General features: G+C 45.0%; 12 protein-coding genes. 3 read left to right on the top strand and 9 right to left on the bottom strand.

What is annotated here, in order from left to right:
* Window positions 1–18: 18 nt before the first annotated feature.
* A complete protein-coding gene (locus tag IGI78_RS14355) occupies window positions 19–2,283 on the bottom strand; it encodes a glycoside hydrolase family 65 protein (protein ID WP_077452310.1) in 2,265 nt (754 codons plus the stop codon).
* A gap of 251 nt (window positions 2,284–2,534) precedes the next feature.
* On the opposite strand from IGI78_RS14355, the gene IGI78_RS14350 reads away from it, so the two are divergent.
* Together IGI78_RS14350 and IGI78_RS14345 are read left to right on the top strand one after the other, a co-directional pair.
* Window positions 2,535–4,709, top strand: coding sequence for a PTS transporter subunit IIBC (locus IGI78_RS14350; protein ID WP_430618106.1), 2,175 nt, complete (start codon window positions 2,535–2,537; stop codon window positions 4,707–4,709).
* A 93-nt stretch (window positions 4,710–4,802) separates the two neighbouring features.
* Window positions 4,803–5,633 (top strand): endonuclease/exonuclease/phosphatase family protein, encoded by an 831-nt coding sequence (locus IGI78_RS14345; RefSeq protein WP_005227850.1) that lies wholly within the window; start codon window positions 4,803–4,805, stop codon window positions 5,631–5,633.
* A 55-nt stretch (window positions 5,634–5,688) separates the two neighbouring features.
* On the opposite strand, the gene IGI78_RS14340 is transcribed toward IGI78_RS14345, so the two are convergent.
* The 7 genes from IGI78_RS14340 to IGI78_RS14310 form a co-directional block, all read right to left on the bottom strand.
* On the bottom strand, window positions 5,689–6,129 hold the full coding sequence (locus IGI78_RS14340; protein ID WP_096741809.1) for a hypothetical protein: 441 nt from the start codon (window positions 6,127–6,129) through the stop codon (window positions 5,689–5,691).
* Complete coding sequence (locus tag IGI78_RS14335) at window positions 6,122–6,895, bottom strand: MurR/RpiR family transcriptional regulator (protein WP_077452306.1); 774 nt, start codon at window positions 6,893–6,895, stop codon at window positions 6,122–6,124. The genes IGI78_RS14340 and IGI78_RS14335 overlap by 8 nt, the downstream gene beginning before the upstream one ends.
* Before the next feature lie 63 nt (window positions 6,896–6,958).
* On the bottom strand, window positions 6,959–8,290 hold the full coding sequence (locus IGI78_RS14330) for a 6-phospho-alpha-glucosidase (protein ID WP_008379332.1): 1,332 nt from the start codon (window positions 8,288–8,290) through the stop codon (window positions 6,959–6,961).
* Between the two features lie 13 nt (window positions 8,291–8,303).
* A complete protein-coding gene (locus tag IGI78_RS14325) occupies window positions 8,304–9,896 on the bottom strand; it encodes an alpha-glucoside-specific PTS transporter subunit IIBC (RefSeq protein WP_195266229.1) in 1,593 nt (530 codons plus the stop codon).
* Between the two features lie 187 nt (window positions 9,897–10,083).
* Window positions 10,084–10,755 carry a type 1 glutamine amidotransferase gene (locus tag IGI78_RS14320; RefSeq protein WP_081117799.1) on the bottom strand — a complete coding sequence of 224 codons (672 nt, stop codon included), beginning with the start codon at window positions 10,753–10,755 and terminating at the stop codon, window positions 10,084–10,086.
* Window positions 10,748–12,097: a Mur ligase family protein gene (locus tag IGI78_RS14315; RefSeq protein WP_077452305.1), complete on the bottom strand. Its 1,350-nt coding sequence runs from the start codon at window positions 12,095–12,097 to the stop codon at window positions 10,748–10,750. Before IGI78_RS14315 ends, IGI78_RS14320 begins: the two co-directional genes overlap by 8 nt.
* Before the next feature lie 197 nt (window positions 12,098–12,294).
* Complete coding sequence (locus IGI78_RS14310) at window positions 12,295–13,752, bottom strand: TrkH family potassium uptake protein (RefSeq protein ID WP_226818252.1); 1,458 nt, start codon at window positions 13,750–13,752, stop codon at window positions 12,295–12,297.
* Between the two features lie 308 nt (window positions 13,753–14,060).
* On the opposite strand from IGI78_RS14310, the gene IGI78_RS14305 reads away from it, so the two are divergent.
* Window positions 14,061–14,855, top strand: coding sequence for an HAD family hydrolase (locus tag IGI78_RS14305; protein ID WP_349702289.1), 795 nt, complete (start codon window positions 14,061–14,063; stop codon window positions 14,853–14,855).
* Between the two features lie 150 nt (window positions 14,856–15,005).
* Here IGI78_RS14305 and IGI78_RS14300 read toward each other — a convergent pair whose 3' ends face one another.
* The gene (locus IGI78_RS14300; RefSeq protein WP_081117798.1) at window positions 15,006–16,070 is read right to left on the bottom strand and encodes an iron-containing alcohol dehydrogenase family protein; all 1,065 of its coding nucleotides are present in this window, start codon (window positions 16,068–16,070) and stop codon (window positions 15,006–15,008) included.
* Between the last annotated feature and the right edge of the window lie 77 nt (window positions 16,071–16,147).

Below are 16,147 nucleotides of genomic sequence, written 5' to 3'. Positions count from 1 at the left end.
TTCTTTCAGAAGGCTTGTTTAGTTGATCGCTGTACTGATTTCGTCTTCTAAAACATAGTCTTTGCCATACACCTTGATTGGCAATGCCTCACCGCTGATTTTTTTCAAAGTCACCGTCGACTCATTGACGGAAACGAAGAGCAGACGTCCACGATAGTTGATGTGGAAGGCATAGCGGCTCCACGTTTTAGGTAAGAATGGCGCAAACCCTAAGTGGTCGTGATCGGTTTTCATTTGAGCAAAGCCTTGAACGATCGCTAACCAGCTGCCGGTCATAGAAGTGATGTGCAAGCCATCATCGGTATCATTGTTGTAATTGTCCAAATCAAGACGAGCAGTCCGCTCATACATTTCCAACGCTTTTTCTTCCATACCTAATTCCGCTGCCAAAATCGCATGAATACTTGGGGAAAGGGAAGATTCATGCACTGTCATCGGCTCATAGAAATCAAAGTTCCGTTGTTTTTCTTCTTTGCTGAATTGATCGCCGAAGAAGTAGATCCCTTGCAAAACATCGGCTTGCTTGATAAAGCAAGAGCGCAAGATATGATCCCACGACCAATTTTGGTTTAACGGCAAGTGTTTTGGATCAAGATCGGAAACGGGCATCAAGTCTTTGTCTAAGAAGGTATCATGCTGGACGAACACACCAAGCTCTTGGTCTTCTGGGAAGTACATATTGTCGATGATGTCTTGCCATTTAGCTTGTTCTTCGTCTGAGATCGTGACAGTCGCTTCGTCTTTGAAGGCTTCATAGCTGGCTAAGGTATAAGCTAAGACCCAAGTAGCCATTTTATTGGTGTACCAGTTGTTATTGATATTGTTTTCGTATTCGTTTGGTCCTGTAACGCCATGGATCATGTATTTTTGCTGGCGTTTTGAATAGTGGACACGATCTGCCCAGAAACGTGAGATCGCGCTTAACACTTCTAATCCTTCTTTTTTCAGGTAACTTGTATCGCCAGTATAATTCGTATAGTTGTAGATGGCATAAGCGATGGCACCATTTCGGTGGATTTCTTCGAAAGTGATCTCCCACTCATTGTGGCATTCGATCCCAGTGAAGGTCACCATTGGGTAAAGGGCACCTGCTAAGCCTTGTTTTTGCGCATTGATATGGGCTTGCGGCAATTGGTTGTGACGGTATTTCAACAAGTTGCGGGTCACTTCTGGTTTTGCTAATGCCAAATACAATGGGACTGCATAGGCTTCGGTATCCCAGTAAGTCGCACCGCCATATTTTTCACCAGTAAAGCCTTTCGGTCCAATGTTCAGACGCTCGTCTTCACCATAATAGGTTGAGAACAATTGGAACAGGTTGAAACGAATCCCTTGTTGCGCCGCAGCATCGCCTTCAATGATCACATCGGCTAAATCCCAGCGGGCTTTCCAAGCAGCGACTTGTTCTGCACGCAACGCATCATAATCTGCTTTGTATAAAGTGCCTAATTCGGTGACTTTTGCTGGATGATCATGAGCGGGAACATCACGACTCGTAACGATCAAGACTTCTTTGATCAATGAGAAGGTGTCACCGGCTGCCCCAGAAAAGGCAAAGGTATCAGCGACGCAAAGTTCGCTTTTCACGGAATCAATCGGTGTTTGGCTATGACGCATAGCAGAAGTGACAGTGAAGCGTTCAATGTCAAAATTATTTTCTACAGTCCGAGTGGTCAAGTAATGGAAGGTTTCGGTTTGGCCATGATCTAATTCTTCCCAGAAACGTTCGTCGTAGTTGCTGTCTTCGTTATGGACGTTGTTATCTAGTTTAGAAACGACTTTGATCTCAGCGTCGCCTTCAATGATCTCAGCATCCATCTTAATGAGGGCAAGTTCACGTTTTACGATGCTCAAGAAGCGTTCAAAAGAGAATTTAACCGTTGCACCTGCCAAAGACACAGTGTAGTTACGGCGCAAAATCCCAGTTTCCATGTCTAGTTCTAAATAGAAATCACTTGGGCTGATTTTTGCTAAGTCGACTAACTGGTCGTTGACAAATAGGTCCATCGCAATAAAGTTGACCGCGTTGATCACTTTGCCAAAATAATCAGGATAGCCGTTTTTCCACCAGCCAACACGGGTTTTGTCTGGGTACCAGACACCTGCGATATAAGTACCTAAGTGATGGTCGCCACTATATTGTTCCTCAAAGTTGCCGCGCATTCCCATGTAGCCATTCCCGATGCTTGTTAGCGACTCTTGCAGTCGACGATTTTCTTTATCTAAGGTAGATGTCGCGATTTTCCATGGATCGATCTCGAACAATCGTTGGATTTTTTTCATGAAAGTCCCTCCAGAATCTTTTTGATATCTCTATCATAAGCGCAAACGATTGCATCGTCAAGTGAAAGTTGTTGCGTTTGTAGATTTTCCTGTTGGGAAACATAAAGAAGGAAAGATTCAGTTAGATAAAGGCGAAAAAGCGAATAGAATACCTTTTGATATTTCTGGGTTTACAAAATCTTTTTTCTCCGTTAGAATGAAATCATTAAGAAACCGATTGCGTAAATCGATTCAGGGAAGGAAGAAGGAAGATGAAAAAATTATTGAGCTTCGAATTTTGGCAAAAATTCGGAAAAGCGCTAATGGTGGTTGTCGCTGTTATGCCAGCCGCTGGTTTGATGATCAGTATTGGGAAAACGATCCCAATGATCAATGCCGACTTGGCATTTTTGATCACTACAGGAGGCGTCATTGAAAACATTGGTTGGGCAATTATTGGTAACCTGCACTTATTATTTGCATTAGCTATTGGTGGTAGTTGGGCAAAAGAGCGAGCTGGTGGGGCATTTGCTGCTGGGATCGCCTTTATTTTGATCAACCGGATCACTGGTTCGATCTTTGGCGTGACAAGCGCGATGTTAACCGAAGAAGGCGCCTTCACCCATACGTTGTTTGGGACAAAGATCATGATCGACGGCTTCTTTACTAGTGTACTAGAAGCACCGGCTTTGAACATGGGCGTCTTTGTCGGGATCATCGCCGGTTTTGTGGGGGCAACAGCCTATAACAAATACTATAATTTCCGCAAATTACCGGATGCGCTTTCCTTCTTTAACGGCAAACGCTTCGTCCCTTTCGTGGTAATTGCCCGTTCAGTGGTCGTCGCATTAGTATTATCAATCGTTTGGCCTTACATTCAAGCTGGTATCAATAATTTCGGTTTATGGATCGCGCAATCACAAGAAAGTGCGCCCGTTTTAGCACCGTTCTTGTTTGGAACCTTGGAGCGGCTGCTCTTACCATTCGGGCTGCATCACATGTTGACGATCCCGATCAATTACACCGAATTAGGTGGAACCTACACGATTCTTTCTGGAGCACAAGCCGGCACCCAAGTCTTTGGACAAGACCCCTTATGGCTTGCTTGGGCAACGGATCTAGTGAACATGCGCAATGCTGGCGATACGTCACAATATCAATTTTTATTGGACAACTTTGTTCCTGCCCGCTTTAAAGTTGGACAAATGATTGGTTCCTCTGGGATCTTGATGGGCTTGTCTTATGCCATGTATCGCAATGTCGATGCGGACAAACGGCACAAATATACCTCTATGTATTTATCAGCTGCCATCGCTGTCTTCTTGACAGGGGTAACGGAACCGTTGGAGTTCATGTTTATGTTTGCTGCCGTACCGCTTTACATCGTTTATGCAGTCGTACAAGGGGCGGCGTTTGCGATGGCGGATATCGTCAACTTACGGGTCCATTCTTTTGGGAATATCGAGTTGTTGACCCGTACCCCAATGGCGATCAATGCCGGCTTAGGACAAGATTTGATCAACTTTGTGTTAGTGACCATCGTCTTTGGTGTCGGGATGTATTTCTTGGCAAACTTCTTGATCAAAAAATTCAACTTTGCAACACCAGGTAGAAACGGCAACTATGAAACAGAAGGGGCCAGCGATACGCCAGCAACTGCTTCGGCGGATGGCAATTTGAACCCAGATTCGCAAGTCGTGAAAATCATTCATTTATTAGGTGGACGTGAAAATATCGTCGACGTTGATGCATGTATGACTCGTTTACGGGTCTCTGTGAAAAATCGAGAAGCGGTCGGCGATGAAAAAGCGTGGAAAGCCGCAGGGGCGTTAGGCTTGATCGTAAAAGACAATGGCGTGCAAGCAGTCTATGGACCGAAAGCAGATGTCTTAAAATCAGACATTCAAGATATCTTAGATTCTGGTGTCACGATTCCCGAACCGACTGCTAGTCAAGCACCAGTAGAAACGACTACCCATCAAAGCCAAGGCGTGATGGCTGAACTAGCTGCTGTTGCCACTGGAGAAGTGATGCCGATCACCTCTGTCAAAGACCAAGTGTTTGCGGAAAAAATGATGGGTGACGGTTATGGTATACGTCCAGAGCAGACGACAGTTGTCGCACCAATCAGCGGGAAAGTCACCAACATCTTCCCAACGAAACATGCGATCGGCTTGCTTTCTGATGAAGGCATCGAAGTATTGGTTCACATGGGATTAGATACCGTTGACTTAAACGGTGCACCCTTTACGGTAGCTGTCACTGAAGGACAACAAGTGGCGGTGGGTGACAAGTTAGCGGAGATGGATCTCGCTGCAGTAAGTGCTGCTGGCAAAGATACCACCATCGTTGTAGTGTTGACCAACAGCGATCAAATCGATTCCTTTGAATTGACCCAAATCGGCAAGCAACAAGCAGCCGCAGTTGTTGGAATCGTAAAACTATAATAAAATGACAAGCGGGTCGACTCTTTTGTTGACCCGCTCTCTTTTATTTTCAAATGGAATCGTACAAGCAAACCGAGAGAAGGAGCCTTATTCATGAAGGTATTAACATTGAACACCCATAGCTGGTTAGAAGAAAATCAGCTAGAAAAATGCAAAATGATCGCACAAGAGATTGCAACAGGCGATTATGACATCATCGCCTTGCAAGAAGTCAACCAAACGATCGCTGCTCAAACCATCGTTCCTGATGGGCTTTATTGCCCCACAGATACGCTGGTGGAAATCAAGGAGGACAATTTTGCTTTGCGTCTCGTGGAAGAACTGCAACTGTTAGACTGTGATTACTACTGGTCATGGACCTACAGTCACGTAGGCTATGACATTTACCACGAAGGCAATGCCTTATTGTCCAAACAGCCCATCATTGCCAAAGAATACCTTGCTTCACAAGCCACGGATGTCTGGGATCATACCACACGCAAAAACCTGAGCGGCGTGACTGAAGCCGATGGACAGATCGTACAAGTCATTAGCTGTCATTTTTCTTGGTGGCAAGACGGTAAATTTGCCTACGAGTGGCAACAGACAGAAGCATTTTTAGCAGAACGGGCTGATACCTTATTGATCCTAGGGGATTTCAACAACGATGCCGCCAGTTCTGGGCATCAACTGGTCCTTGACAGCTCCTTACAGCTGCAAGACAGCTTTTTAACGGCTGCTGAAACGATCGGGGAAGCCTCTGTCGTTAAAGCCATTGATGGTTGGCAAGACAATCGAGAAGCGTTGCGAATCGATTATGTTTTTACATCCAAAGACCTGCAAGCAACGGAATATGAAGTCGTTTTTGACGGAACGCGTACTCCGATCGTCAGCGATCACTTTGGAATCAAAGTGGTTTTTGCTTCAAAAACAGAGCCAAACTAGCAGAAACGACAGCAAAAAGCAGTGCCAACCGGCACTGCTTTTCTTTTTGGGGAAGTTAAATCGCTGATCGAACAAGGAGGAAAAATAATAAACTCAATAAAAGAATGAATGCTAATGCCCCATAGGTAAAACTCTTTTCGCCCCAAGTTGCGTTTTCCTCCTGACTCGAAAGACTTCTTCTTGTAAAAAAGACGAGTCCTGCGCCGATGACATTCGCTGTCAGTAACTGCTGGAAGAAGATCAGGAATAAATACTGTCCCAAAAGGCCTTTTTTACTCATGGAAAACCGTTGAATAAAGTACAGGCAAGCCCCTTGCAGCAAAAGGAGACTACTTAACAAGACCCCTAAAGCGGCTAACGGTTGCGAGTTGAGGTACTGGGCAAAGGTCATCCCATGGTTGAAGGCAGTCAAGGAAAGATAAAGATAGTAAGCACCGGCGATCAAAAGCCAGTAACTCAGTAAAATCAATGGAAACGCCCATTTTCGTTTAGTCATGGTTGCCCTCCTGTAAAGTGAATAGTCCGTAGGAACGGATCAAATAATCAATCAAGCAGCTCAGTCCGATCAAAGACTGGCTAGGGATTTTCTTGCGACCGATTTGAAAAAAATCGCAATAATAGGTCAGGTGAAACGTTGAATGGCGAGCAAAATAATTATCTCCTGGCGCACTCAATGTCAAAACGGGAATCTGACGAATCGCAAAAGTCGTCAGATTCTCTTTGACGTTTTCTGTTTCGCCGCTGAGTGAGGCGATGATCACACAATCTTCGGCAGTGATCATCGGCATGACCATATCAAATTCCGTTTTGTTCGGCAATACGATCACTCGTTTTTCCATAGAAAGCATCATTTTGGAAAACTCCTCCAGTGCTTTCTTTTGGGAAAAACCAGTTGGGTAGCAGTAAATGGTTTTGCTGCGGTCAAACAAGCGGTTGAGGGCAGCTAAGTCTACCGTTTTTAAATAGTTGAGGGTGGCGAAAATATCCTCTTGTTGTTTTTCAAAAATCGTTTTTTGCTGCGAAATCGTTGTTATCTGTTCTTGCTGATGCCGTAAAAAATATTTGAACTCGGAATAGCCAGAAAAACCAAGTTTTTTCGTCAACCGTAAAATAGATGACTTTGAGACGTGAACCTGCTCGGATAGCTCGACGATCCCCATAGATAGAACGGTGTCGCCGTTGGAAAGAATATAGTTCAGAATGCCGCGATCAAGTTCACTTAACTCTGATTGGTGCTGTTGAATCAAATACTGTAATTTCACAAAAACCCCTCCTTATGGATTAAGTATAGCTGAAAAGCCAGGAGGGGAGGCGAAGAACGCTGGCTAGTGTAATTCTGGCCAAAAGGCTTGATTTGCTTCAATCAATTCATCGAGTAATTCTTTGGCTACACGGGCATTTGGGACCACTTTTGAAAGAATCAGTGCTTGCCACAGCTTCTGATAAGAACCCTCTGCCCAAGCTTCCACGACTAATTTTTCTACGGCGACTTGTTGTTCCATCAATCCTTTTTGGAAGCGAGGGATCTTGCCTTGTGTGATTGGTTCTGCTCCGTTACTGCCGACGATACAAGGCACTTCTACCATTGCCTGCTCATCAAAGTTGACGATCGCTCCTTCGTTAGGCACGATCAACAGCATTCGTTCTTGCGTGTTATAAGCAATCGCTCGTGCAAGGTCAACAATGTAGCTGGCGTGTTCATCCACTTCAAGCGTGGTGTCAGTCGCTGTTTGGTTTTCTACGATGCGTTGGCATTCACCAAAGACGTGTTTTTCGCGACCAGCCATGACTTCATTTGCCCGTGTAAAAGATGGGTTGGTGTGCGCCACTTCATCTTGAGGGAAAAAGTAATACTTCAAGTAGGTATTTGGCAAAGTGGATGGATCAACCTCGTACACTTCTTTTGCTTTGGCAAAGGTGTGCATCCAGCTAGCATCAGCATGTTGGCTCGCTTCGATCTCTTCTGGCAATGAATAGCCGTATTTTGCCACATGCGCCTGAATCTGCGGCAGCAAATCATTGCCAGCTTTGTCTCGTATATCTGTCCACCAGCCAAAGTGATTCAAGCCATAATAGCGAACCACCAATTCTTTGCGAGAAGCTAAGCCGATCGCTTGCGCCATCCGTTCTTCGATTCCCACTGGCATATCACAAATATTAATGATCTTGGCATCAGGGCGTAATTTACGAGTCGCTTCTGCGACGATCGCTGCGGGATTGGAATAATTCAACATCCACGCATCAGGAGAATATTTTTCCATATAATCGACTAACTCCAATACACCGCCGATAGAACGCATCCCATAAGCGATCCCGCCAGGACCACAAGTTTCTTGGCCGACCACACCATATTTCAAAGGGATTTTTTCATCCTTTTCGCGCATCGCATACAAGCCAACTCGGATATGCGCCATCACAAAATCGACATCCTGAAACGCGGTTTCGGGATCAGTGGTTGCTAAAAAGCTGATTTCGGGTGCACGTTCTTTCAATAAAATCTCACAAGCTTGTGCCACTTTTTCTTGTCGTTCTTCCAAATTGTCGTAAAACTTGATTTGGCGAATCGGAAAACGATCCAAGTGTTCCAAAAGCATCAAGACGATTCCTGGGGTAAAAGTACTGCCGCCTCCGGCGATCACGATTGAAAATTTTTTCATTTTTGTTTCCTCCTTAGTCTGATACAGCTAATAATTTTTCGAATTGTTCTCTCACTTGTGGCACATCCAGGCCAACGATCACTTGGAAGGCGTTGCCGTTGCGAACGACACCATGGGCACCAGCGCCTTTAAAGATATCATCTGGCAGCACTTGGTCTTGATCTTTGACGGTGATTCTTAGGCGAGTGGCACAATTAGTGACTTTATCAATGTTGTCGCGACCGCCAAACCCTTCTAAGTAGACTGCGGCTTGTTCGGTATAGCGATTGGCACCAGCAATCACTGGCGTTCCAGTGTTGGCTTGTTTTTCTTTGTAATCTTTTTTGGTGTACAGTTTGACTTCGCTATTGTTTTCTTCCCGTCCTGGTGTGGCTAACTTAAATTTGAGGATCAAGAAGCGGAAAACAAGGAAATAAAGGGCAGTAAAGGCTAACCCGATCACCAGCTGCGTGAAGATCATACTGCGATGATTTTGAAATAGCGGAATCCAGACCTTCGCCAACAGATCGATCAAGCCGCCCCCCATATCTCCAACGACCCCGAAGGCAAACATCGTTGCCGCCATGGTCGCTGCTAAAACAGCGTGCACCGCAAAGAGGGGTGGTGAGATAAAGAGGAAGGTGAATTCCAATGGCTCAGTGATACCAGCTAAAATGGCAGTTAAAGTGGCAGGGATCAAAATCGCTAAGACCTTCTTTTTGTTTTCAGGCTTGGCTGTGAAATAAAAAGCAGCAGCGATCCCTGGTGCAGCAAAGATCTTAGAATTGCCATGTAAAGCAAAGCCCCCTTCAGGGAAAAGCTCTTTCAATGGTCTGGTGGACTGGGCAAATTCTTGTAAATGTGCCATCCAGTATTTGGAGATCCCTTCTTCGACGACAGCGGGACCAAAAACAAAGGGGGTATACACGAAATGATGGAGACCTGTGGGGATCAATATTCGCTCTAAGAAAGTATAGAGCCAGACCCCAAAGACCCCAGCACTTGCTAGAAACCCTTGCATGGACCCAATGCCAGCTTGGACTTTTGGCCAAATCAATGCGATCAAGTAAGCAACTGGCAGCATCAAAAAGAAACCGAGGATCACGACAAAGGAAGAGCCTTGGAAGACTCCGAGAAAATCAGGCAGCTTCGTATCGAAAAATTTGTTGTGAAGATAGACGACAATCGCCGAAATAAAAATTGCTCCGATAATACCAGTATCTAATGTTTTGATGCCGGCGATCATTTTCAAGCCACTCTCACCGCCGGGATCAGTTGCAAAGTTGACACCGAAGAAGCTACCAAAGTACTCGATCATGCCAGAAATAAAATAATTACAAGTAATATAGACGACAAAGGCTTCCATTGCCGCTCGCGCATTAGCTTTTTTTGCGAGACCGATCGGTAATCCAATGACAAATAATAATTCCATTTGGTTGAAGACCGTCCACGCACCATTTTCAATGATCGTCCAAATGTTGTACCAAGTAGAGCCTTCAGTGGCGATGCTCCCCACAAGCATCGGATTTTTAAAGATAATACACAGCGCGACCATGATCCCTGAAAAGGAAAACAAGAGGACCGGGGTAAACATCGCACCGCCAAACCGCTGAACTTTTTCCATCATAATTTCTTAACATCTCCTTTCAATTTTTACTACAACCTCAGTATAGAAAAGAAAGATAGCGGTTACAATGAAGCGAGGCAGCATAGGAACGTAGAAGCAAACAAAGAGAAAAAGTGGCAACTGCGGGGAAATTTCCCATAAAAAAACAAACCTGTGAAACACAGGTTTGTTTGCTACGTACGTGTATTTAAATTTCGACGTTGCCATAACGATTGGCAAGGGCGGTGCGGATCAAGCGCTCTGCCAAATGCTCATTTCTTGCAAGGAGCGGTCCGTGGAAGTAAGAGCCGAACACATTGCGGTAAACCACGCCTTCGGTTTGGTCTTCGCCATTGTTTCCTTGTCCTTGGATGACTTTCCCCAATGGTTTTTCCCCTTTACCTAAGAAAGTACGGCCATTATGGTTTTCAAAGCCATAATAGGTCTCATCGAATTCTTCATTGTGGATCACGATGTCACCGATGAACCGGTTGTTTTCTTGGCTCAAGGTGTAATGATCCAAGGCGCCGATCCCCTTGATTTTCTCGCCGTTGGCACCGATGTAGTAATGACCTAGCAATTGATAGCCACCGCAGATCGCCAGCATGACGCCATCATTTTCGATATAGCTGGTCAAGGCTTCTTTTTTTGATTGGATATCTTGTGAAACAATCACTTGTTCAAAATCTTGTCCCCCACCGAAAAAGACGAGATCATATCTTTCAGGATCGAAGGGCTCGTGAATGCTGACGACCTCTGCGTTGAAGGTCACGCCTAGTTTTTCGGCCACGTAGCGCAGCATCAAGAGATTGCCGTTGTCGCCATAAGTATTCAAAAGATTTCCATACAAGTGGGCAACATTCAGTTGATACTTAGTCACGACTCATTCCTCCTTTGATATAGCCTTTTTCCGCAAGCTTTTTGCGTAGCTGCAAGACTGCAGTGTAAGTCGCTAAAATATAGACTTTTTCTGTAGGTAAGTCTGCGATTTGCTTGATGACGTCATCAAGTTCAGGGGTTTCAATGATTTTCTCTTCAGGGATCCCCGCAACTTTTAGCCGCAACGCCATATCTTTGTGACGATCACCACCAGCGATCACTTGAGGAATCCCCATATCGGCAAACGCTTCATGGTCGCCATCCCAAATCCAGCTGACGTCGATCCCATCTGCGTAGTTGGCATTCAACAAGCTGACTAGCGAGAAAGGATAGGGTGACAGGCCGATCATATCAATGACTTGGTTCAAACCAACAGGGTTTTTAACTAAGACTAACGTACATTCTTTGTCCCCGATGCGGATCACTTCTTGGCGACCAAAGACTTTTTCGTCATAGGCCAAACCAGCTTTGATTTTTGCAGGTGCTACGCCATAATATTCCGCAACCGCAGTTGCCGCCAGCGCATTGTAGACATTGTACATCCCACCGACTTCGATGCGATAGTCATTGCCATCGATCACAAAATCAGCAGAGGTGTTGTCCATTGCGGTCATTTCCGTCAGTTTATAATCCAATTCTGGTCGATGGAAGCCGCAATTTGGGCAGTAGTATTTTCCAAGATTGGCATAGGTGATCATTTTATAATGCAAAATGTGATGACACTCAGGACACAACACGCCATCCGTATTGTAATGGGCCATCTGCTCTTCATCTGGCAAATGATCAAATCCATAGTATTTTCGCGGATTGACAGTTGCCACCGAATTGAACAGTGGCGAATCCCCATTGCAGAGGATCGTTGCTTCCGGTGAGTTTGCGGCACCTTCAACGATCATTTTATAGGTCGTATAAATCTCGCCATAACGGTCCATTTGATCACGGAAAATATTGGTGAAAACGAACAATTCCGGTTTGATGTACTTCGTTACTTTGCTGAGACTGGCTTCATCAATTTCTAAAACCGCAAATTTTTTGCCTTTTTTAGGGCGTGCCGATAGAAAGGTTGAAACGATCCCTTGGACCATATTGGCGCCGGTTGGGTTCGTCAATACTTCATCAAATTCTTGGCGCAAAATATTGACAGTCAAGGCAGTTGTCAATGTTTTGCCGTTGGTGCCTGTGATCACGACGACTTGGTAATCTTTCGCCAAATGATCTAATATATGTGGATCAACTTTTAATGCTAATTTACCAGGCAGGCTTGAGCCGCCTTTGAAAAAGTTCTTTAATACCCATTGAGAGGTCTTACCGACTGAAACAGCCAGATGACTTCGTATTCCCATAATGTAACCCTCCATTAGAGCGAATGCTTTCATTGTGCAAATTCAATTTATCATACCATATACCAAGAAAAAGGTTAAATTGCTTTTGCGATTCTTTAAATTTCTGCAAAGACCATTCTGATAAATGGCTCTTTTACTTGCGCTGATCAAAGGCTTGAAAAGCAAAACAGCAAACCTTCTGTCAGGTTTGCTGTGCTTTAACCGATAATGATTTTTTCCGTTGGGTACTCGTAACCTAAGTCACGTGTTTCTTTTGGTACGAATAACATCAAAGTGTACAGCATACCGACACGGCCAATAAACATCAAAAGAGCAATCACGAGTTTGCCAATAGTTGATAAATCGCCCGTGATTCCTAAAGAAAGCCCTGTGGTTCCAAAGGCCGAGGAAACTTCAACAATGATGGCAATCAAAGGGATGTCCTCGATGGCGGTCAAGAATAAGACACAAAAGAAGCACATGCCCATCGAAAGCATGAAGACTACCACCGATTTGCGGACGTCATCTTGATCGATGCGGCGACCAAAGATATTGATATTATCCTCACTTTTTAAGAAGGCATAGAGGTACAGCCCAATGATGGCAATGGTCGTCGTCCGAATCCCGCCACCAACAGAGCTGGGACTACAACCAATAAACATCAGCAAGGAGAAAACGATCAATGTCGTGGTTTGGAAGTTGCCTAAGTCATGGATCTGCAAGCCAGCATTCCGCGTTGTCATAGAATAAAACATGCTGTTCATCCACATACCACTAAAGCTGTAATCTTTGAATAAATAATCTTTCTCAAGGAAAAAGATCGCTAATGTGCCGCCGACAAAGAGGATCACGAAAGCCAAAACAGCAATTTTTGTGAACAAAGAAAAGCGAAACGGCAAGCGGCGGCGTTGTTTTTTCATTTTAAAAAGGACCCATTCCCGAAAGTCCATGATCACTGGAAATCCGATCCCCCCGATAAAAATCAAAATCATGATACACGTCAGGAAGAAATAATCATGGGAAAACGGCAAGATGGAATTGCCCGTCACATCAAAGCCAGAGTTGGTCACAGCAGAGATCGCTTGATAAAACCCATAAAAGATCGCGTCTCGCCAATTGTCATAATACCCGTAAAGATGAAAATAAACAGCGAAGATCGTGCCTGCTACCAACTGACAAACTAAAATGATGGTAAACGTCGTTCGAATCATCCGAACGATCCCGCTAAGCTTCGGCTGGTTCATATCCGTCATGATCAACTGGCGCTGCTTTAAACTGATTTTGCGCCGTGAAACGATCGCAAAAAAAGTCGAGATCATCATGATCCCTAAACCACCGACTTGAAAGAGGACTTCCAATAAAATGACCCCGCGGTCGTTAAATACGTCATTGATCGGGAAGGTAGTCAACCCTGTGACACTGACCGTGCTGACCGCCATAAAGAACAGATCGATAAACGCGACATGAGAGCCGGGTTCCCGAAAGAAGGGGAGTGAAAAAAGCCCCAAAGAGACCACCGTCATCACGATATAATAAAAAACGATCACTTGGATCGAAGACACATTCTGGGAAATAAATGTTTTGCTCCTGCGCTGTGTCAAGCGAGCAAAGCGGGTAAAGTTCATTACAAAAAACCCCTCACTAAATAAACTATCCCCAGTATACCAAAGAACCAAGTAGATTTGAAAGAAAGCAGGATAGAATTTATGAGCAGCAGAAATTGTGCAAGGAAAAGCTTTTGGAAAGTGTCGTTGAGAAGAAATGATCAGACTGTGCTTCTTGCGGCAGCTTGATTGTTTAAGAAACTTAAAAACTCGAAGCAAATCAGTAAGGATTTCGCGATTTCAGAAGAAAACGCTAGCAATTTATGAGAAGATAAAAGAAGTAAAAGATAACAGCGACGATCCGCACGGAACAATAGCGAGAAAGCGGACAAAAAAGCGTATCAAATTTTTTGAAAATCGAGACGGAAATGGGGAAGATCATGAAAGACGTAAAAATTATTTTTTTCGATGTTGATGGCACACTGATCGATATGAGCAAAAAGCAAATCTCTGAAAGAATGTTAGCCACATTAAAAGCCTTGAAGAAGCAAGGGATCCTGTTGTGCATTGCGACTGGCAGAAGTCCCATCGCGTTGCCGCAATTTGAAGGCGTGACCTTTGATGCGTTTTTGACCTTTAACGGATCGTATTGTTTTAATCAAGCCGAGGGGATCCACCAAAACCCCATTCCTAAAAAAGATGTTCAGCAAATCATAGAAAATGCCACGGCACTCAAGCGTCCAGTAGCGATCGCTACGAAGGACCGAACGGTTGCCAATGGCAAAGATGCTGATTTAGTTGAGTATTTTTCCTTTGCCCACCAAGAAGTGATCGTGGCAGAAGATTTTGATGAGGTGATCCAGCAGCAAGACATTTTCCAAGTGATGCTTGGCTCAGGGAAAGAAGACTACGCCAAAGTGATGGCAAATACCACAGAGGCGAAAATCACCGCTTGGTGGGATCGGGCAGTCGATATTATTCCAGCCAGCAGCGGAAAAGGAAGCGGCATTGCCAAAATGCTGGCTTACTATGGCTTGGATAAATCCGAAGCCATTGCCTTTGGGGATGGCAACAATGATATTGAGATGCTGGAGGCAGTCGGCTGGGGTCTAGCAATGGACAATGCTTCGGACGAGTTAAAAGCAATCGCCGACGAAGTGATCGGTCACGTAGCCGAGGAAGGCATTTATCATTACTGCTTAGAAAACGGGCTATTGGGTGAAGTCGTGCAGTGATGGGCAATGCGCCAGTTGCTGTCGCCCGCTAAGAATATGCGCAGCCAGGATCGCTACTGCGTGTCTGTTTGATCAAATAAAAAAACTGTTTCCGAAATGCATTAGGGAAACAGTTTTTTTGATATAAAGTTGTTTAGCAATGTGTACGGTTTACAGCGCCTCCACCGCTTCGATCGCCTGATAGACTTTTTCGGGTGTGATCGCAGGATCAATCAAAATAAAGGTTTCTTCTTCTTTGACAGCATAGGTCAGAACCGAGGCGAAGTAATCCCGATCAAGGCGCGTCACGTGGAGATCCTTCAGCTTCATTGGCAAGTGCAAAGCTTCGTAAAACGGCCGTAATTTTTCAATCACATCAAAATCATTGGTATAGGCAAGCTGGACCCAAATGCAGTAGGCGACTTTGTTGCCGTGCAAGACGCTATGGGTCTCACTCAAATAAGACAAGCCGTCATGCAGCGCATGCGCACCGGACGTGCGGCCAAATTCGACTGCAAAACCGCCAACTTCGCCTGCCAAAGCAATGATCGCATCGGTGATGCGGGCAAAGGCGGGGGTCAGCTGCCCGGTTTCTAAGTCTTTGACGGCATGGATCGCATCGGCAATCAGCAAGTTTTTGATCAAAAGAGCGCTTTGGAAACCTAGCCGTACTAAGGCAGTCTTGTCGTCTTCTGCCATGTTGCGGACGATGGCTTCCATTTCATAATATTTGGCTAAGGTATCAGCGATCCCTGCGATAAAGTAATCAACGGGTGTGGCTAGTAAAAAACGGGTGTCGACGATCGTCATGTAGGCACCTTTTTTGGCATAGTCGATTTTACAAATCGTATGATCGGGGTAATAGGCGACGATCACCGGGGTGAAGGGTGCACAGTTAGAAACCAATGTAGGGATCACGATCAATTCTGCACCAAGGGTTTGGGCGGTGATTTTTGCTGTATCAGCCACCTTGCCGCCGCCGATTGCCACCACGGCATCCGCTTGCTGGATCGCTTCAGCTAAGGCTTGCGCATTTTCATAACTCGATGATCCATCGTAGCGGTAGATCGGGTAGTCAAATGAATGAGGGTAATAGTTCGAAAACACATCGAATGACTGCTCCCCAGTGATCACGGCAACTTCTTGGAACTCTCGTAAATACTCTGGCAAATCAGCTAAGACCCCATCGCCAGTAATATACCGATTAGGACCTGGACGGACTTCATTGGCTAACATCAAACAAACACTCCTTTATAATCGTCAGAATTTTCTAATCAGTGTATCGCGAAAATGCCCTGACTGTCAATTTCCTT

This window comes from Enterococcus sp. DIV1767 (assembly GCF_050542585.1).
GTDB classification, from domain to species: Bacteria; Bacillota; Bacilli; order Lactobacillales; family Enterococcaceae; genus Enterococcus_D; species Enterococcus_D innesii.
This window is presented reverse-complemented; position numbering and strand designations above follow the sequence as displayed.